The organism is Paractinoplanes abujensis (assembly GCF_014204895.1).
Lineage (GTDB): Bacteria > Actinomycetota > Actinomycetes > Mycobacteriales > Micromonosporaceae > Actinoplanes > Actinoplanes abujensis.
This window is the reverse complement of record NZ_JACHMF010000001.1, coordinates 2,164,670-2,182,633: the sequence shown is the minus strand read 5'-3', so window position 1 is coordinate 2,182,633 and position 17,964 is coordinate 2,164,670. Positions and strand designations below refer to the sequence as shown.

The following is a 17,964-nucleotide window of genomic DNA, read 5'->3' as shown; positions in this document are numbered from 1 at the left end:
GCGGCATGACCCCCGACGAATTGATCCGGGCCGCGCTCGACGTGGCCGAGGACGGCCTGGCCCACGGCGAGATGCCGATCGGCGCCGTGGTCGAACTGAACGGCGAGATCATCGCCCGGGCCCACACCCGCGACACCGGCCTGGGCCGCCGCCTCGTGCACGCCGACCTGCTGGCCATGACCGCCGCCGACGAGGCGCTGGGCTGGCGGAAACGCCCCGGCCCGCTGCGTCTGGCCGTCAACCTCGAACCGTGCCTGATGTGCATGGGCGCCGCCATGGCCCTGGTCGTCGCCGACGTCTACTACGGCCTGGAAAGCCCCGCCGACGGCGGCACCGCCGCGGTCACCGGCCGGCCCGTCGACCCCGCCCTGCCCTGGTACCGCCCACCCGCCATCACCGGCGGCCTGCGCCGCGACGAAACCCGCGACCAGTTCCGCCGCTACGCCGACGCCGGCCCCGACAACAGCTTCCGCCGCTGGGCCCGCACCATGGCGGCCGCGTGAACGTCCGCCACGCCGTCCGCGCGCTCATCCTCGACGAGACCGACCGCCTCCTTCTCGTACGCCACCGGCTGCACGACACCACCGTCTGGGCCCCACCCGGCGGCCGGATCGAACCCGGCGAGACCCCACTGGCGGCCCTGCGCCGCGAACTCGCCGAGGAAGTCGGCCTCACCCTGCACGGCACCCCGCCGCACGTCTGGCACCGCGAAGTGCCCGCCCCGCCCTACCTGCCCGGCTACGACGTGGCCGTCAACGACTACTACCTCGTACGCACCCCCGCCTTCGACCCCCGCGGCAGCCTCACCGACGAGCAACTGGCCGCCGAGAACACGTACGGCGCCCGCTGGTGGCCCCCGGACGACCTCCGCACGTACGCCGGACCCGACCTCTTCGGCCCCCACGACCTGCCCAGCCGAACGGCCGCCCTGCGCACCGACGGCCCGCCCCCCGAACCGATCGGACTGCACCGATGACCACCCGCGACGCGCTGCTCACCCACCTCGTCCACGCCGTGCAATCCCTCACCCACCCGGCCCGCGTCGCCGTCGACGGGCCCCCGGCCGCGGGGAAGACCACCCTCGCCGACGAACTGGCCGCCCTGCTGCGCGGCCGGGGCCACCCCGTCGTCCGCGCGACGATCGACGACTACCTGCACCCGCCGGCCCGGCGCTACGCGCGCGGTGAGTTCACCGCGGAGAGCTGCTACTTCGACACCCACGACCACCGCCGGCTGTCCCGGGAGGTGCTCGACCCGCTGCGGCCGGGCGACGGCGTCCTCATCGTCGACGGGGTCTTCCTCCTGCGCCCCGAACTGGTCGACCGGTGGGACCTGAGCATCTTCGTATCGGTCGGCCTCGACCGGACTGTGGAACGGGCCGTCGTACGGGAGAGCCCCACCTCCACCCGGGCCGACGTCGAACGGCGCTGGCGCGAACGCTACCTCCCGGCCCAACGGCTGTACTTCACCCGCGACGCCCCCACCGAGCGCGCCCACATCGTCGTGCACAACGACGACCCCCGGCACCCGGCCTGGACCTACAGGAACGGCGCGAGCAGCCGCCCGCACCGCACGGGATCCTCCGTCAACCCGGCCGACAGCCCCCACAACCAGTAGTCGACCGTGCGGTACACCACCCAGTCCCGGCCGTGGTCACGCCCGACGCCGGCCGCCTGCACCACCGCCCCGAAATGCCGCAGGATGTCGTCGTCGCCCATCTCGTCGACCCGCGTCCACAAAACCCGGGCCAGGTCGTACGCCGGGTCACCGCGCATCAGCACCGGGTCGACGGCCAGCCACGGCTCCCGCCCACCCCGCAGCACCTGACCCGAATGCAGGTCCGCGTCGACCGCCAGCCCCGGCTCGGCCCGCGCCAGCCGGCCCCCGGCTCGCGCCGACCAGCCGCACCGTGCCCCGCCCGTCCCAGAACCGCAACGCCGCCACCTGCTCCCCCACATCCGCCCCCGGCGGCGTCAACCGCAGCACGAACGGCTCCCCGGCCCGCACGACCGGCACGACCAGGGCGTTGGAGCCGTGCATCACGGCACCGTCCACGGCCAGGCCCCACCGCCGGCCGTAGTGCTGAACAAGCCGGGGCAGCCCCGCCAGCCACTCCGACCCGCCGCCCCACCATCGCGGCATGTCCAGAAAACTGCGCGGCACGGCGATGAGATCGTCCATCGCGGCACGCTAACCGGTCGGCACCCAGAAACGCAGCTTGTCCCCGGATCACACTTCGCGCAGCGCTACTGGCGATCTATCCGTGTCGGCGCGGCCAGGGGCGCTTCAACGGTGTTCGCGGACGCGCTCGACGGTCCAGCCGATGAACTCGGCGATGTCTTCGTCGGGGGTCGATTCGTCGACGACCCACTCCTGAAGTGCCTGCTGCAAAGAGAGGGGCACTCCCGGAGTGGTGATGTCGAAGGTGTAATGACCTTCGTACTGGCCGCCGTTGATGCGGCGGGCCTCGTCCGCCAGAAAGGGTGCCCGCAAGTACAGCCGGACGTGGACCTGGCAGCAGCCATCACCGTGATTGTCCTGGGCCCCGATTGCCATTATCGGAGATCTCCCGTCGTTCATCGTTTCCTTGTCCTGCCCAGGATCGGGCCGGCCCGAGGCGCGGTAGCGCTTTCCGCTGGACGGCCGCGGCCGGAATATCCGCGCCTCAGCACGGCTCATCGCAGAAGAAATTCGTTACGTTTCTGAATCTCGTCCTCGGTGGCCGGGAAGAAAGTTGCCAGCCCGAAGCTGACAACGTCCGCCTGAACGTCCTCAACGAACGGACGCAGACTTCGGTCGTACTCCTTGAAGGCAGCGTCGATGTCCGTCCCGTGCTGTTCGAGTGCGTCGCCCAGTGCTGTGGCGCCGATGATGGCGAGGGACCCACCCATGCCGGCCGCAGGAGAGGCGCAGTAGGCGGCGTCGCCGACCAAAGCGGTCCGCCCGTCCGACCATCGGGGCATTCTGACCTGGCACAGCTTGTCGAAGTAGAAATTGTCCGCCGACGCCAGATCTTCGAGCAGGGCCGCCGACCGCCATCCGTGGTCTTTGAAGCGATCGATGAGGATCTGCCGCTGCTCGTCCTGGTTTCTGTAGTGGTAGGAGATCTCGGTCTCGGAGCGGAAGAGGAAGCAGATGTCCGTCTTGTTCTCGTACGAGTTCAGCATGACCGTCCTGCCGGGGACGGAATTGATCTCGGTGGTGTTTGGCTCGATGACGCCCTTGTCCACGATCGAGATCGCGAAGTAGGCGCCGAGGAAGTGGCTGAACTCAGACTCGGATCCGAAGCGGAGCTTCCGGACGAGAGAGTGGTTGCCGTCGCATCCGAACACCATGGCGAAGTCTCGGTCCGGACCGACACGAAACGTTGCCCGCACACCGCCGGGCACATCGGTGAGCGTGGTGATGGAATCACCGAAGATCACTTCGACGTCGTCCTTGATGGTGTCGAAGAGAATCCGGAGCAGGTCGTCGCGGGGGACCTCGTACCGGCCCTGATCGCCGTCGTCATCGAGGGGGTCCGCCTCCATACGCGCCTCGACGGTGTCGTCGACCCGCTTGAACACCGTTGACCGGGGCGGCAAGGCGTGCGCCCGCACCTCGTCGAAGAGGTTCATACGCTTCACGATGTCGACCGTCTTGCCGACGATGTCGACCGGCGTGCCGCCCTTCTTCAGCCCTTCGGCGACTTCCACCAGGGTGACCCGGTATCCGTTTCTGTTCAGCCAGTAAGCGGTGGTGAGGCCGGCGAAGCCGGCTCCTGAAACGAGGACGTTCTTGCTCACGATGGTTCCCTTGCTCGAGTAAGGGGAAAGTGGCCTGGGCTCAGCTCGACGACGCACCCAGATCCGCTGCGAGTCAGGCCGAACTTCCGTCCGGCCCGGCAAGTCCGGCGATGCCGGCGGAGGAGATGCGATGAGGACTGGGGACGTTTCTGGGGAAGGGCTCGTCAGGAGCCGTTCGTCATGGTGCGGAAGGTCCGGTCGAGATCATCGAACGCCGTAGCCGCGGCCTGTGTCATGTCGGCTGCCAGGGCGTCCGTGGGACCTGAGTTCAGAAGGCTGGCGCCGATCTGGTCGGTGATTGTCTGGACGACACTGATGAGTGCGGCCGCGTGGGCCCGGGCGACTATAGGTTCCAGGGCTGGGCAGGTACTGAGGATCGATGCCGCCACCGTGTCGACCTGCCGCTCCCGAAATTCCAGGGCGAAACGCCGCAATACAGGGCTCTCGACGCATTGTGCTGGGAACTCGCCGCGCGCCAGCCGCGGGTCGGCGTGACGGTAGCGGTCGATGTCAGCCTCGACGAGCGGGCGCAGGGCAGCTGCGGGACTCACCCCTTCGGCCCGTTCGAGCACGGCGTGCCGATACAGCTCGAGGAACTCATCGACCCGGTCGAGCACGAGGTCCTGCTTGGCGGGGAAATAGTTGTACACGGTCTGATCCGACACGTTCGCCGCGCGCGCCACATCCATGACGGACACCGCGTCGTAGTCACGCTCGGCAAACAGGCCGGCAGCCACGTCAGCGATCCGCTCCCGTGTCTGCGCCTTCTTGCGGTCCCGCAAACCCTGTTCTCGCCGCATGCTCCGAAGGTAGCAGGAATTTTGGCTGCTCCAAACTTTTGTGCTAACCAAAATTAGCGAGAGGCGTCACCATCGCGAAGCAGTCGCCTTGAGGGGCCGGGCACATTTTCGCCGCGCGACGATCCGGGACCGGGCCCGCCGCCACGGACTCGCCCGCATCCCGCCCGGCCGACCGGCAACGGCCTCGGTCCGCGCACCTTGCCGGCCTGAAGCGGTGCAGACGTCAGGGGTGTTCTCTCGGCGGAGAACGGGAGCGGCCCGAAGGGTCGGTCCTCCGCTGTGACTCTGGTAGTTGCGTCTAGAGCATCCTAGGATGCTAGCTTGTTCGCTTCGTGGGCCGGCTCGACAGACCCCGGAGGCCGCGGCCGACTCGGCGTCTGTTCGATCGGCGCCGAGCACGTTCGTGTAGCGGTCGAGCAGCTGGGCGCGCGGGCGTGGCTGCCCGGTTCGGCCGAACCGATCGCCATCGGCGACGGCGACGGCGATGCCCGCCACGACCAGGGCCACCTCGGCCAGGGACGGCCACTGGGCCAGCATGAGCCGGTCACCATGGGCAGCAGCGACACCATCAGGGGCCGCCCGTAGCTTTCAGACCAGAAACAACGGTAAGTAGTTGATCTAGGGCGTCACCTGGGGCGACTTCCTCGAAGCGGGCGGTTTGCCGTAGGCCGATCGCCGTTTTCCCCGATCCCGGTACGTGGGCCGCGTGGTCAGCGTCGGTGCCGCCGGTGGTGCTCGTCGTTCTCGGCGGTGATGCGGGCGGAGGTCTCCTCGCCGAGCCGGACGTAGATGCCAGGGTGGCACGGGATTCTGTGTCATAAAGGCGGGGTGTAGCGGCGCCTGTCTGACCGCCGTAGCCGCGGGGTGTGGCAGTCGAATTCGCATGTGCCGCAGTACGGGCGGGTCGTCGGGGTGATGTAGGCGCGGGAGCTGGTTCGCCGCGTCGCGCACGGGCCGCCGGGCGTAGGTTGATGGCAACGGTGGTGCCCGGCTTCGCCGCCGCCCACGACCGTACGGAATGACCGATGAACACACCCCCACCCCGAACGGCAGGGCCGGCCCGGCGGCGATGAGCATGGCCAGGGCCTGCGCGTCGATGCCGGCGGCGGCGGCCATGCGGTGGTTCAGGACGATGGAGAGGGCGAACAGAATCGCGTCGGCCACGGCGAGGCGACCAAGCGGACGTCGGTCAGCAGATACACCCCGCCTGCCGCCACGATCAGGGCGGCCAGGGTGCGCCGGGTGCGGGCGGCGCAGGCGGCCAGCACGACGACGGGCAGGAACTCGATCGCGGCCACCGTGCCCAGCGTCAACTGGTCGACGGCCAGGTCGAAGACGCTGTTCCTGGCGGCCGGCAGCGCCGCCCAGCCGAGCAGGGTCCGGGTGACGGGCACGTGCCAGGTGCGGCGCCACGCGACGAGCACGACGGCCGCGGTGGCGATGCGGGTTCGGCAACCCGGGCGGAGTTCGACGACACGAATCGACGGTTGCCGGCCACGCTGCAGGACGATCCGCGGGCGAGCATTGCCGAGCTGGCGCGTCGGACCGGGATGTCACCCCCGGCCGTACGGGAAAGGTTGGCGCGGCTGGAGCGCAGCGGTGTGATCCGCGGGTATCGCGTGGACATCGACCCGGCCGCTTCGAGGGCTGCCCGTGGCGGCTTGGGTGCGGATCCGCCTGACGCACGGCCAGACCACCAGCTCCTTCGTGGTCGCCACTCCCGCGCCGCCCCGCTCCCCGGGGATCTAGGCGCGCGGGAGGCGGCGCACCTCGCGCAGGGCCTGGCGGCGCACGTCGCCGGTGAGGGTGTCGATGTAGAGCGTGCCGTTGAGGTGGTCGGTCTCGTGCTGCAGGGCGCGGGCCAGGAAACCGGTGCCGTGGATGACCAGCGGCTCGCCGTGGCGGTCGAAGCCGGTGGCGGTGACGGTCAGCGCGCGCTTGGTCGGGAAGTACAGGCCGGGGATGGACAGGCAGCCCTCGTCGTCGTCCTGCTCGCCGTCGAACGCCGACAGCACCGGGTTGACCATGTGGCCGACCACGTCGTCGACGTTGTAGGAGAAGACGCGGGCGCTGACGCCGATCTGCGGCGCGGCGACCCCGGCGCGGCCGGGTTCGCGGACGGTGTCCTCCAGGTCGTCGATGAGCGCGCGCAACTCCGCGTCGAAGGTCGTTACCGGGTCGCACTCGGTGCGCAGCACCGCGTCACCGATGATCCTGATGGGCCGGACTGTCATGGTCGAAAGGCTATCGGCTCGTTACCCGGTCAGCCGAACAGGGCCAGTTGTTCCTCCGCGAGCAGTTCCCGCAGTTTCGCCAGCGACCGGCGGGTCTGGCTCTTGACCACGCTGACCGGCAGTTCGAGCACGTCGGCGACCCGGTCCACGCTGTAGTCCTCGAAGTAGCGCAGGATCACGATGGCCCGGTCCCGTTCGGGCAGGCATCCCAGCGCGTCCAGCATCGTCAGCCGCAGTTCGTGACTTTCCCGGTACGCCGGTTCGAGCAGCACGTCGCTGGCCGACTCCGACGACGAGCGGCGCCGGCGGTGGTCGAGGAAGACCCGGAGCAGGATCTTCTGCGCGTACGCCATCAGGTTGTCGCTCTGCGCGGCCCGCCGCCACGACAGGAACAGCTTCGTCAGCGCGTTCTGGGTGAGGTCCTGCGCGAGGTGCCAGTCGCGGCACAGCATGAACGCGGTGGTCCGCAACCGCTCGGCGTGCGCGTTGGCGAACTCGACGAATTGTTCTTCGTCGGTCATGAGGCGAACACCGGCACCTTGCCGAACCGCTCGTTGCCCCGGTCGACCAGGTCGGCGTCCATGTCCAGGCCCCAGCGGGGGTCGGCCACGACCGCGACGGCCTCGTCGGGGGTGAGCGCCTCGGGGCCGGCCGGTGTGTCGCCGGCCAGGCAGGAGGCGACGTCGAGCTGCACCGACGTGCCGTCGGGCCACCGGGAGACCGCCACGTAGCTCTGCGCGCAGTTGTCGGGGACCGGAATGATCGAGACGGTCGCGGTGCCGCCGCGGGGGCCGCCGGCCGGCAGCTGACCCATGGTCATCCGGAGCATGCCCGGCCCGTCGCCGCGATCGAGGTAGATCTGCACGTGCAGATCTTCGTCGGCCGCCACGGCGGCGTGGCTCGTCCGTCCGGGCGGCAGTAGTTCGGTCAAAAGGTGAAGCATGGCCCCCGTTGTCGCTTTCTTCCGCGGTCCGGCGGCGCGTTCGATGCCGCTGTGGACCGCCAAACTACGCTCCGGGGCCATCGTCGCGGGGGGCGTTGGGGTGACTGGCACAGATCCGGGAGACTTCTGCGCCGCCCGCGCCGGCGCGGACACGCTCGGCGAGGGGGCCGCTGCGGGCAGTGCCGGCTCGGCCAGCACCGGCCGGCGCGGCTCGGAATGCGCGGCGATCCCCCCGAACAGCACGACGGCCACCAGCCCGGCCACGCCCGCGCCGACCGTGCCCAGCCGTCGCCGGCGCCGCCGGATCCGCCGCCCGTCGCGCACAGCCGCACCCACCACGTCACCCAGCGGCGGCGGCCGCTCACTGTTCAGCTCGGCCCGCATCAACGCCCGGAGGTCCTCGGTCACAGACGAAACCCTTTCCGCACCCATCTGCTGCAAAGACGAGTCGGCCCGCCCGTTGCGTGACCACCGACAACCCCCGACGCCAAAGCGTGACCTATAGTGCCCGGTCCGCCCGGATTCGACCACTCAGCGCCCGGCCAGGGCCGCCTTGATCGGGGCCAGCTTGGCGGCGGCCTCGGCCACCTCGGCCCCGGGGTCGCTGTCCCAGACGATGCCGCCACCGGCCCAGGCGTGCAGGCGCTCACCGTCGGCGGCGACCGTGCGGATGGTCAGGCCCAGGTCGACGTGGCCGGGGCCGACCCAGCCGACCGCGGCCATGCTCACCCCGCGGCCGACCGGTTCCAGACGGGCGATCTCGGCCAGCGCGGCCCGCTTGGGGGCGCCGGTGACCGAGCCGCCGGGCACCAGGGCGCGCAGCAGGTCGGGCAGGCCGAGCGGGCCCGTCACGGGGGCCGAGACGACCGACTCGGCCTGCCACAGGTGCGACCACCGCCGTACGGCGAAAAGCTCGTCGACAGTCACCGGGCCCACGCCGGGCAGGCGGGACAGGTCGTTGCGGGACAGGTCGACGATCATCACGTGCTCGGACCGTTCCTTGACGGAGGCCAGCAGCTCGCGGCGGCCCTCGGCGGTGGCCGGGCGGGTGCCCTTGATCGGCCGCGTGATCACCCGGCCTCCGCGCACCTCGACCAGCGTCTCGGGCGAGGCCGTGGCCAGCGCCCAGCCGGGGCCGGTGAGCACGCCGCCGTAGCGGGCGCCGGGCAGCGCGGCCACCCGGTGCAGGGCCGCCAGCGGCGAACCCGTGTACGGGGCGCTGGTGTGGCCGACGACGTTGACCTGATAGACGTCGCCGCGCCCGATGGCTTCGCGGACCGACGACACGGCGGCGGCGTGCTCGGCCGGCGTCCAGGACGGGGTCCACTCCCCCAGCGCGAAGTCGCCCGCCGCGAGATCCCCCGAAGCCCCGTGTTCGTAGACGACCGCGTACACGTCGGGAATGCCGGGCACCGGTGTCCGGGCGCCGGGCGCTCCTCCGGACATTACGGATCCGGCATCGGCCGACACATACAGTGCGGCCCCGCAGATCGAGCCAGCGCCGGTCGGGCAGACCTGCTCATCCGTTCGGCCAATGTTTCGCACGCGCAGTCCGTTGCCGGCGAGGTAGTCGGAGACAAGCTCTGCGGGGTCGCCGCCGTCATTCCTGAACCACTGGAACGAAGTTGACGCAACGTGACGGCCCTGGCAGGACGCCGGACGGCCCGGAGGCAAGACGGAAGGCGGTGTCGGATAGTGGCCGATCGACCGGCTTCCGTGGACCATCGGAAGCGAGGATTCTGTCAATGGAGACACCGTCACCCGCTCGAGCCGTTCTCGTTCGATTTGAGGTAACGTCCGTCACCGTCGTTGTGAGTCATCACACAACCCCCCGACCGGAGCAACACACAATGTGCCAGCACCAGACCCCCTGTCCCAGCGCAGACGCCGTCGACCGTGAGGCGGCCCGCACCGTTTCGACGTGCCGAGAGCAAGGCTGGAGCCTGCTCTGCAACGGCGTCATCGTCTTCGAGGACACCGGCGAGATCCTGCCCGACGGCACCATGATCGAGCCACACCGGGGACCCGCCCGCCACGCCCTCGCGGCCTGATCCTCAACGGCTTCTGGAAAGCCGCTGAAGATCCGTTGGGAGCGCGTCCACTCCCGTTTGGTCCCATTACACAGGGTAATCGAACGATCCCCATCCGAACCGGCCCGGCCCGCGTGAGCGACGACGATTCGCGCGGCGGACGGTGCGGCGCGCCCGGAAACCGGACGCGCCTCGGCCCGCTCAGTCCTCGAACGCCTCCGGCGCGGGGCAGGAGCAGACCAGGTTCCGATCCCCGTACGCCCCGTCGATGCGGCGCACCGGCGGCCAGTACTTCGCCGTACGGTCCACGCCCTCGGGGAACCCGGCCACCGACCGCGGGTACGGGTGCTCCCACTCGTCGGCCGTGACCGCCGAGGCGGTGTGCGGCGCGTTGGCCAGCGGGTTGTCCCTGGCCGGCCACACCCCCGCCGCCACCTGGTCGATCTCGCCCTTGATGGCGATCATCGCGGCGACGAACCGGTCCAGTTCCGCCAGGTCCTCGCTCTCGGTGGGCTCGACCATCAGCGTGCCGGCCACCGGGAACGACATCGTCGGGGCGTGGAAGCCGTAGTCGATGAGCCGCTTGGCCACGTCGTCGACCGTGACGCCGGTGGCCTTGGTGATCGGCCGCAGGTCGAGGATGCACTCGTGCGCGACCAGGCCGTTGTTGCCCGCGTAGAGCACCGGGTAGTGCTCACGCAGCCGGGCCGCCACGTAGTTGGCCGTCAGCACGGCCGTGCCGGTCGCCGCGACCAGCCCGTCCGGGCCCATCATCCGCAAGTAGGCCCACGAGATGGGCAGGATGCCGGCCGAGCCGTGCGCCGCCGCCGACACCGCGTGGTGCTCGCCCGGCTCCAGGGGGTCGCCCGGCAGGAACTCGGCCAGGTGCGCGCGCACCGCGACCGGGCCCACGCCGGGGCCGCCGCCGCCGTGCGGGATGCAGAACGTCTTGTGCAGGTTGAGGTGCGACACGTCGGCGCCGAACGCGCCGGGCCGGGCGAACCCGACCAGCGCGTTGAGGTTGGCCCCGTCGACGTAGACCTGGCCGCCCGCCTCGTGCACGGCCGCGCACAGATCGGCGATCGACGTCTCGTACACGCCGTGGGTCGACGGGTACGTCACCATGATCGCCGCGAGCGAGTCCGCGTGCTTCTCGATCTTCGCGTGCAGATCGGTCATGTCCACGTTGCCCAGCTCGTCGCAGGCCACCACGACCACGCGCATGCCGGCCATCACGGCGCTGGCCGCGTTCGTGCCGTGCGCGCTCGACGGGATCAGGCACACGTCGCGGTGGGCCTCCCCCCGCGACCGGTGATAGCCGCGGATGGCCAGCAGACCGGCCAGTTCACCCTGCGAACCCGCGTTGGGCTGCACGCTCACCGCGTCGTACCCGGTGATCTCGGCCAGCCACGCCTCCAGCGTCGCCACCAGCTTCTCGTAGCCCGCCGTGTTGCCGGCCGGGGCGTAAGGGTGGATGTTCGCGAACTCGGGCCAGGTGACCGGCTCCATCTCGGTGGTCGCGTTGAGCTTCATCGTGCACGAACCCAGCGGGATCATGCCGCGGTCCAGCGCGTAGTCACGGTCCGAGAGTTTGCGCAGGTAACGCAGCATGCTCGTCTCGGAGTGGTGCGAACTGAACACCGGGTGGGTCAGGTACTGCGTCGTGCGCGCCAGCGGCTTCGCCCCGCATTCGGCGGGCGCGGCCTCCCGTACGCCGAAAGCTCGCAGGACCGCGGAGACATGCGCGGCGGTCGTCGTCTCGTCGGTGGCGATCGACACCCGGTCGGCGTCCACGAACCGCAGGTCGACGCCGTCGGCCGCGGCGGCCGCCACCACGTCGGCCGCCCGGCCCGGAACGACCGCGGTGACCGTGTCGAAGAACGCGTGGTGCGCCACCTCGACGCCGCCCGCGGTGAGGCTGCCGGCCAGGGTCAGCGCGTGGTCGTGGACCCGCTTCGCGATGTCGCGCAGGCCGGCCGGGCCGTGATAGACGGCGTACATGCTGGCCATGACGGCGAGCAGGACCTGAGCCGTACAGATGTTGCTGGTCGCCTTCTCCCGGCGGATGTGCTGCTCACGCGTCTGCAGCGCGAGCCGGTACGCGGGGGCGCCGTCCGCGTCCTTGGACACGCCCACGAGCCGGCCCGGCAGCGACCGCTCCAGACCGGCCCGCACAGCCAGGTAACCGGCGTGCGGACCGCCGAAGCCGAGCGGCACCCCGAAGCGCTGGGTGGTGCCGGCCGCGATGTCCGCCCCGATCTCGCCCGGCGCGCGCAGCAGCGTCAACGCGAGCAGGTCGGCGGCCACCGTCACCAGAGCGCCCTGCGCGTGCGCCGCCTCGATCACCGAGGCGTGATCCCGTACGGCACCGGAGGCACCCGGATATTGCAGGTGCAGGCCGAAGTACTCATCGGGCAGCTCGGGAGCTTCCAGGTCGACCAGCTGCAGCTGGATGCCGAGCGGCTCGGCCCGGGTGCGCAGGACGGCGAGCGTCTGCGGCAGCGTGTCGGCGTCCACCACGTACGTCCGGGACTTGCTCTTGGAAGCGCGCTTGGCCAGCGTCATGGCCTCGGCGACCGCGGTGCCCTCGTCCAGCATCGACGCGTTGGCGGTGGTCAGCCCGGTGAGGTCGGTCACCATCGTCTGGAAGTTGAGCAGCGCCTCCAGGCGGCCCTGGCTGATCTCCGGCTGGTACGGGGTGTACGCCGTGTACCAGGCCGGGTTCTCCAGCACGTTCCGCTTGATCACGGCCGGGGTGTGCGTGCCGTAGTAGCCCAGGCCGATCATCGAGGTCGTCACCGTGTTCTGCGACGCAATGGCGCGCAGCTCGGCGATCGTCTCCTCCTCCGAGGCGGCCTCGGGCAGGTCGAGCGAGGAATGCCAGCGGATCACCTCGGGGATCGCGGCGTCCATCAGGGCGTCCAGCGACGCGTACCCGATGGCCTTGAGCATGTGAGTCTGCTCGTCGGTGTCCGGCCCGATGTGCCGGTTCGCGAACGTCATGAGACGGCTCCTGACAGAGAGGTCGACAAGGCGGCCTCCCCCTCTGTCACCGTCTTCGAGGAAGACATGCTTCAGAGTCGCGAGCCCACGCGGTCCTTTTGCCTGAGAGGTTCCGGGGAGGATTTGCCCCTTCGGCGCCGAGGTCAACCCTCGGTCTCTCCCGCGTGGCTGGCCCCCAACCTACCAGCGATCATGGTCGGGGCCGCTATCTCTAGGGTGGGGGTGTGACCTACACCCCCGCGGGCGACCGCTACGACACCATGCCCTACCGGCGGACCGGGCGCAGCGGGCTCAAGCTGCCCGTCATCTCGCTCGGACTGTGGCACAACTTCGGCCACGAACGGCCCTGGCAGCGCCAGCGCGACATCGTGCGCCGCGCCTTCGACCTCGGCGTCACCCACTTCGACCTGGCCAACAACTACGGCCCGCCGCCCGGCAGCGCCGAGGAGAACTTCGGCCGCATCCTCGCCACCGACCTCAAGGGCTACCGCGACCAGATCGTCGTGTCGACCAAGGCCGGCTACGACATGTGGCCCGGCCCGTACGGCGACTTCGGGTCGCGCAAATACCTGGTCAGCTCGCTCGACCAGTCGCTGACCCGGCTCGGCCTCGACTACGTCGACATCTTCTACCACCACCGGCCCGACCCGGAGACCCCGCTCGAGGAGACGATGGGCGCGCTCGACGCGATCGTGCGCGCGGGCAAGGCCCAATACGTCGGCCTGTCGAACTACAACTCGCAGCAGACCGCGGCCGCGGCCGCCATCCTGCGGGACCTCGGCACCCCGCTGCTGATCCACCAGCCGTCGTACTCGATCCTCAACCGCTGGATCGAGAAGGACAACCTGCTCGACACGCTCGCCGAGGCCGGAGCCGGCTGCATCGCGTTCAGCCCCCTGCAGCAGGGCCTGCTGACCGACCGCTACCTCAACGGCATCCCCGACGACTCCCGCGTCCGCACGAGCCGGTTCCTCAACGAGGACGCGCTCGACACCCGGACCCTGGGCCGGCTGCACGCGCTCAACGACATCGCCGCGAGACGCGGGCAGTCGCTGGCGCAGATGGCCCTGGCCTGGGCTCTGCGCGACCAGCGGATGACCAGCCTGATCATCGGCGCCAGCAGCGTCGAACAGCTCGAGAACAACGTCGCCACCGTCACCGATCTGGCCCTGTCCGAGGCCGAGCTGGGCGACATCGACGGCACCGTCCTCGACCTCTAAACCGGCTGCTTCTTTCGCCCGCCGCCGCTAGTTTCGCTGCATGACGGAACTGGTTCTCGGGGTCGTGGTCGGATCGCGCGCCTACGGATTGTCCGGGCCCGCATCCGACCATGACCGCCGCGGCGTGTTCGTCGCCCCGACCCGCTCCTTCTGGACGCTGGACAAGCCGCCGACCCACATCGACGGGCCGCTCGACGAACAGTTCTCGTGGGAGATCGAACGGTTCTGCACGCTCGCCCTGCAGGCCAACCCGACCGTGCTCGAAGTGCTCTGGTCCCCCGTCGTCGAAACCGTCACCTGGGCCGGCACCGAACTGCTGTCGGCGCGCGACGCCTTCCTGTCGCAGAAAGTCGCTTCCACGTACGGCCAATACGCGCGCGACCAACTGAAAAAGGTCGCCTCCCGGCGGGAACGCACCGGCGAGACCAACTGGAAACAGGCCATGCACATGGTGCGCCTGCTCCTGGCGGGCGCGCACGTCCTGCGTACGGGATCGGTCCTGGTCGACGTGACCCCGTTCCGATCGTCGTTGCTCGACATCAAGAACGGGTCGGTCCCCTGGGACGTGGTGACCGCGCAAGCCGCCGCTCTGCAAACCGACCTCGCCGCCGCCCTGTCGGCCACCGACCTGCCCGAGTCACCCGACCGCACCGCCGTCAACCACCTGCTTTCCCGCGTACGCGAAAGGGCGCTCACATGACCACGACAGTCCCGTCCTGGTCGGCCTCAGTGGTCGCCGAACTGCCGTACCCCGTGGTCTTCGCCACCGTCAGCGGCGCCCACCTCTACGGCTTCGCCTCCGTCGACTCGGACCTGGACCTGCGCGCCGCCCACCTGCTGCCGGCCACCCAGGTGCTCGGATTGCGGACCGGCCCCGAAACGGTGCAGACCGCCGGCGTACGGGACGGTGTGGAACTGGACGTCGTCTCCCACGACCTGCTCAAATTCGCCCGCCTGCTGAACAGCCGCAACGGCTACGTCCTGGAACAACTGCTGTCGCCGCTGGTCGTCGCCACCACTCCCCTGCACCGTTCGCTGGTCGAACTGGCCCCGTCGTTCATCACGTCCGGCCACGCACACCACTACTTGGGTTTCGCGACCTCACAGGAGAAGCTGTTCAACCGGACGGGCCGGCTCAAGGCCGCCCTGTACTGGCTGCGCGTCCTGCTGACCGGCATCCACTTGATGCGCACGGGCACACTCGAAACGGACCTGAACGTGCTCGGCACCCGTTTGGCGTATGTGCCCGCGCTGATCGACCAGAAGCGCACCGCCGAGAAGGGTCCGTTCCCGGCCGGCTTGGAAGCACAGCTGCGCGCCGACGCGGCCGACCTGAGAGCCGAACTCGAATCCGCACGCGACACCTCCGAGTTGCCGCAACAGGTGCCGCCCGCCGCGGTCGAGTCGCTGCACGACCTCGTCGTTAAGGCACGCCTCACCACGGTGTGACGCTGGATCACGCCCTGGCCCCTGACCCAACTCGGGCCGCCCCCCTGGGGCAACGCGCCTTGCCCAGCGGGGCCTGGCCGGGCCAGGCCGGGCCAGGCCGGGTTCAGCGGGCCAGGCCGGGTTCAGCGGGCCTGGCCTGGCCTGGCTAGGCCTGGCCGGGTTCAGCGGGCCTGGCCTTTTTGGCCTCGCTGGACCCAGGGCCTCGCTGGACCCGGGCCTCGCCTACCGGGCCTCGGCTACGCGGGCCTCCGCTCACCGAGCTTCGCTCAACCACGCCCACGTCCACCGAGGGCCTCACCCATGCGGACCTTCGCCCACCGGGGCTCTCCCCTGTCCGGGCCCTCGGCCAACCGAGCCTTCGCCCAACCGGGGCGAGCCCGCCGACGGCCGGCTCGCCCCGGAAACGCTTCATCGCGCCGAGCCACCGAGCCACCGAGCTAATGCGATCGCGACACCGTCGCGGATTGCACGGGCAATGCGGCTTGTTGGTGAGGTCGCCGAAGGCGTCGCTTCTGCTTTCCCGGTCTCCCGCTCTACGGCGTCCTAGGAAGCTAGGAATTGTGTTCCCACCGGGGTGTCGGTTTACGCTGATCACATGTCCGCGGCTGCTCACGTTGCTGTTCACCTCTCCCGGCCCCATCGGACGGTGCTGGTGGCGGGAACTCTGGGCGAACTGAAAGGGCCCACCCACGGCCTTGTCGAGTTGCCGTTGCGACTGTGGTGGGGCCCGCAAAGCGCGTTCGATCTGTCCGAACCGACGATGCTCGCGTGGATGTACGAAAACGTTCTCCGCGAAGCCATTCGGGTCGAGGAACTGCGTTCGTTTCTGCACGGTCCCACCCTCGTCCGGGTGTGGCCGGAGCTGAACCTCCCCCGCGGCGTCCGCGCGGCCTGGGAAACGCGGCACCCCCGGCTCCGGCTGGCCGGCACGCGCCAGACCACCGATCAGCTCGTCGGCGCATTCTGACCGCCGCGCTCCGGCTACCCGCGCAACGCGACCATCGGTGTGCGGGGCCTGCGAGCCCACGCAACGGCGCCCTCGACCTGCCGGTCGATCGCTTCCGGACGTCAGCGAGACGCGATCCTGAAGCCTCGGTCTGTCCGAGAACCGAGGTGGACGTCTACCGATGCTCGCCGCGGTCCGATCCTCAGGGGTCCCCCGCCCGGCATAGCGCGCTGGTCGGCTGTTCGGCCAGGCCGACGTGGCACAGCCAAATGCCGGATGAAGGGGCGGCAACCGCCGGCGGGCGACTCACAGCAACCGAGGCGCTGGCCGGCCGGGCGAAGCACCAGACGACCTCCGGGCCGGCCGCGCCTCGGGGACGCCCACCCCGGTCAGCCCGGCGGCGGCGGAACCGGCGAGCACGACAGCCACGACCACGTACGCCATTAACATGGTTCTCCCCACATGGTCAGTGCGGCGAAATCGTTGGAACACCACAACGGTTTGGCTGGGGTGACCATCCGTTAGGGTGCAGCGATGACGACTCAGCTCGGGGTGCTGCTCGCCGGGGCCGGGTTGACCATGCGTTCGGCGTTCACGCCGGGCCCCCTGGCCGGTGGTCCGGTCAATCAGCAGGCGCTGATCGATCTGCTCGGGGTGGACCCGAGCGCCCTCGTCACGGTGCTCAACGAGCTGGAGGGCGCGGGCCTGGTCTCCCGGCAGCGCGACCCGGCCGACCGCGGGCGGCACATCGTCGTCATCACCGCGCGGGGGTCCCGCGTGCTCGAGGAGGCGGAGAAGGTGCTCGACAAGGCCGGCGCCGCCTTGTTCGCCGCGCTCGACGCGGCCGGGCGCGACCAGCTGCAGCGGCTGCTGTCCAAGGTCGCCGACTCCGGCTCCCGCGCCGGGAAGTGCTGATGGCCGACGACTTCTACGCGGACGTCGCGCGCATCGCGCTGGCCGTCGCGACCAAGCACGGCTTCGTGCTCGGCGGCGGGTTCGCCTGGCTGGTCAACGGGCTGGTCGAGCGGCCCACCGAGGACGTCGACCTGTTCACCGACACGGCCGGGGGCGTCGCCGCGGCGGCCGGGGAGGTGAGCGCCGCGCTGCGTACGGCCGGCTATCGGGTCGTACGGGAAGAGGGTGACGAGCTCTTCGAGGGGATGGACGAGGATCTGCAGGAGTTCCTCGTCGCCGGGGAGCACAAGGCGTTGCGGCTGACCCTGTGCCGGCTCGACCGCCACCGCACCCCGGTCGTGATGGAGGTCGGGCCCGTGATGCACCTCGACGATCTGGTCGCCACCAAGGTCGCGGCGCTGGTCAACCGGCGCGAGGTGCGCGACTACATCGACGTCGCGGCCGCGCTCGAACGCTACTCCCTCCCTGAGCTGCTGGAGCTGGGGCGGCGGGCCGACCCGGCGCTCGACCCGGAGGACGTGGCCGACGCCGGTCGCTACCTGGACCGGCTGCACGACGCCCGGTTCACGCTCTACGGGCTGAGCCCGGAGCAGATCGCGGAGCTGCGGCAAAGCCTCGCGCAATGGCCGCGCAGCTGAT

The 17,964-nt window shown here is 70.2% G+C and carries 21 protein-coding genes, 2 pseudogenes and 1 riboswitch; of the genes and pseudogenes, 12 read left to right on the top strand and 11 right to left on the bottom strand.

Annotated features, from left to right (window positions below; genetic code table 11):
• Positions 1-5: 5 nt before the first annotated feature.
• Genes BKA14_RS09500 through BKA14_RS09490 form a run of 3 tightly spaced genes read left to right on the top strand, consistent with a single transcriptional unit; the run spans position 6 to position 1,617 of the window.
• Positions 6-503, top strand: coding sequence for a nucleoside deaminase (locus BKA14_RS09500; RefSeq protein WP_184950542.1), 498 nt, complete (start codon positions 6-8; stop codon positions 501-503).
• Positions 500-976, top strand: coding sequence for an NUDIX domain-containing protein (locus tag BKA14_RS09495; RefSeq protein ID WP_184950541.1), 477 nt, complete (start codon positions 500-502; stop codon positions 974-976). Before BKA14_RS09500 ends, BKA14_RS09495 begins: the two co-directional genes overlap by 4 nt.
• On the top strand, positions 973-1,617 hold the full coding sequence (locus tag BKA14_RS09490) for a nucleoside/nucleotide kinase family protein (protein WP_239092376.1): 645 nt from the start codon (positions 973-975) through the stop codon (positions 1,615-1,617). Before BKA14_RS09495 ends, BKA14_RS09490 begins: the two co-directional genes overlap by 4 nt.
• Here BKA14_RS09490 and BKA14_RS43150 read toward each other — a convergent pair.
• The 5 genes from BKA14_RS43150 to BKA14_RS09470 form a co-directional block, all read right to left on the bottom strand.
• Positions 1,539-1,823 (bottom strand): aminoglycoside phosphotransferase family protein, encoded by a 285-nt coding sequence (locus BKA14_RS43150; protein WP_203721891.1) that lies wholly within the window; start codon positions 1,821-1,823, stop codon positions 1,539-1,541. The two genes, BKA14_RS09490 and BKA14_RS43150, sit on opposite strands and share 79 nt — an antisense overlap.
• Positions 1,765-2,142, bottom strand: coding sequence for an aminoglycoside phosphotransferase family protein (locus tag BKA14_RS45510; RefSeq protein ID WP_369076897.1), 378 nt, complete (start codon positions 2,140-2,142; stop codon positions 1,765-1,767). Before BKA14_RS45510 ends, BKA14_RS43150 begins: the two co-directional genes overlap by 59 nt.
• Positions 2,143-2,286: 144 nt before the next feature.
• On the bottom strand, positions 2,287-2,679 hold the full coding sequence (locus tag BKA14_RS09480; RefSeq protein ID WP_184950540.1) for a hypothetical protein: 393 nt from the start codon (positions 2,677-2,679) through the stop codon (positions 2,287-2,289).
• Positions 2,676-3,785: an FAD-dependent monooxygenase gene (locus tag BKA14_RS09475; protein ID WP_184950539.1), complete on the bottom strand. Its 1,110-nt coding sequence runs from the start codon at positions 3,783-3,785 to the stop codon at positions 2,676-2,678. The genes BKA14_RS09480 and BKA14_RS09475 overlap by 4 nt, the downstream gene beginning before the upstream one ends.
• 164 nt (positions 3,786-3,949) lie before the next feature.
• A complete protein-coding gene (locus tag BKA14_RS09470; protein ID WP_184950538.1) occupies positions 3,950-4,585 on the bottom strand; it encodes a TetR/AcrR family transcriptional regulator in 636 nt (211 codons plus the stop codon).
• A gap of 321 nt (positions 4,586-4,906) precedes the next feature.
• Between BKA14_RS09470 and BKA14_RS09465 the strand changes: the two genes are divergently transcribed.
• A complete protein-coding gene (locus tag BKA14_RS09465) occupies positions 4,907-5,170 on the top strand; it encodes a hypothetical protein (protein WP_184950537.1) in 264 nt (87 codons plus the stop codon).
• Positions 5,171-5,596: 426 nt separating this feature from the next.
• On the opposite strand, the pseudogene BKA14_RS09460 reads toward BKA14_RS09465, so the two are convergent.
• Positions 5,597-6,030 (bottom strand): annotated as a pseudogene (locus BKA14_RS09460) (DMT family transporter); the annotation flags it as partial.
• Positions 6,031-6,072: 42 nt separating this feature from the next.
• Here BKA14_RS09460 and BKA14_RS09455 point away from each other — a divergent pair.
• Positions 6,073-6,334: pseudogene (locus BKA14_RS09455) on the top strand (Lrp/AsnC family transcriptional regulator).
• Here BKA14_RS09455 and BKA14_RS09450 read toward each other — a convergent pair.
• The 4 genes from BKA14_RS09450 to BKA14_RS09435 form a co-directional block, all read right to left on the bottom strand.
• Entirely contained in the window at positions 6,331-6,819 is a 489-nt protein-coding gene (locus BKA14_RS09450; RefSeq protein WP_184950536.1) for a peptide deformylase, read from the bottom strand. The pseudogene BKA14_RS09455 and the gene BKA14_RS09450 overlap by 4 nt on opposite strands.
• Positions 6,820-6,848: 29 nt before the next feature.
• A complete protein-coding gene (locus BKA14_RS09445) occupies positions 6,849-7,340 on the bottom strand; it encodes a sigma-70 family RNA polymerase sigma factor (protein ID WP_184950535.1) in 492 nt (163 codons plus the stop codon).
• Positions 7,337-8,170, bottom strand: coding sequence for a hypothetical protein (locus BKA14_RS09440; protein ID WP_184950534.1), 834 nt, complete (start codon positions 8,168-8,170; stop codon positions 7,337-7,339). Before BKA14_RS09440 ends, BKA14_RS09445 begins: the two co-directional genes overlap by 4 nt.
• 123 nt (positions 8,171-8,293) lie before the next feature.
• Positions 8,294-9,487 carry a chorismate-binding protein gene (locus tag BKA14_RS09435; RefSeq protein ID WP_184950533.1) on the bottom strand — a complete coding sequence of 398 codons (1,194 nt, stop codon included), beginning with the start codon at positions 9,485-9,487 and terminating at the stop codon, positions 8,294-8,296.
• A 125-nt stretch (positions 9,488-9,612) separates the two neighbouring features.
• Here BKA14_RS09435 and BKA14_RS09430 point away from each other — a divergent pair, with 125 nt between their 5' ends.
• The gene (locus BKA14_RS09430) at positions 9,613-9,813 is read left to right on the top strand and encodes a DUF5999 family protein (RefSeq protein WP_184950532.1); all 201 of its coding nucleotides are present in this window, start codon (positions 9,613-9,615) and stop codon (positions 9,811-9,813) included.
• Positions 9,814-9,993: 180 nt separating this feature from the next.
• On the opposite strand, the gene gcvP is transcribed toward BKA14_RS09430, so the two are convergent.
• On the bottom strand, positions 9,994-12,795 hold the full coding sequence (gene gcvP / locus BKA14_RS09425; RefSeq protein ID WP_184950531.1) for an aminomethyl-transferring glycine dehydrogenase: 2,802 nt from the start codon (positions 12,793-12,795) through the stop codon (positions 9,994-9,996).
• 80 nt (positions 12,796-12,875) lie between these two features.
• Positions 12,876-12,968: riboswitch (glycine riboswitch) on the bottom strand.
• Positions 12,969-13,019: 51 nt separating this feature from the next.
• Between gcvP and mgrA the strand changes: the two genes are divergently transcribed.
• The 6 genes from mgrA (at position 13,020) to BKA14_RS09395 (ending at position 17,963) form a co-directional block, all read left to right on the top strand.
• Positions 13,020-14,015: an L-glyceraldehyde 3-phosphate reductase gene (gene mgrA, locus BKA14_RS09420; RefSeq protein WP_184950530.1), complete on the top strand. Its 996-nt coding sequence runs from the start codon at positions 13,020-13,022 to the stop codon at positions 14,013-14,015.
• Positions 14,016-14,055: 40 nt separating this feature from the next.
• Positions 14,056-14,715: a nucleotidyltransferase domain-containing protein gene (locus tag BKA14_RS09415; RefSeq protein WP_184950529.1), complete on the top strand. Its 660-nt coding sequence runs from the start codon at positions 14,056-14,058 to the stop codon at positions 14,713-14,715.
• The gene (locus BKA14_RS09410; RefSeq protein WP_184950528.1) at positions 14,712-15,464 is read left to right on the top strand and encodes a nucleotidyltransferase domain-containing protein; all 753 of its coding nucleotides are present in this window, start codon (positions 14,712-14,714) and stop codon (positions 15,462-15,464) included. The genes BKA14_RS09415 and BKA14_RS09410 overlap by 4 nt, the downstream gene beginning before the upstream one ends.
• Positions 15,465-16,059: 595 nt before the next feature.
• Positions 16,060-16,431, top strand: a complete 372-nt coding sequence (locus BKA14_RS09405) for a hypothetical protein (protein WP_184950527.1) — start codon at positions 16,060-16,062, stop codon at positions 16,429-16,431.
• Between the two features lie 513 nt (positions 16,432-16,944).
• A complete protein-coding gene (locus BKA14_RS09400; RefSeq protein ID WP_184950526.1) occupies positions 16,945-17,325 on the top strand; it encodes a MarR family winged helix-turn-helix transcriptional regulator in 381 nt (126 codons plus the stop codon).
• Positions 17,325-17,963: a nucleotidyl transferase AbiEii/AbiGii toxin family protein gene (locus tag BKA14_RS09395; RefSeq protein WP_184950525.1), complete on the top strand. Its 639-nt coding sequence runs from the start codon at positions 17,325-17,327 to the stop codon at positions 17,961-17,963. The genes BKA14_RS09400 and BKA14_RS09395 overlap by 1 nt, the downstream gene beginning before the upstream one ends.
• The last annotated feature ends 1 nt before the right edge of the window (position 17,964 follow it).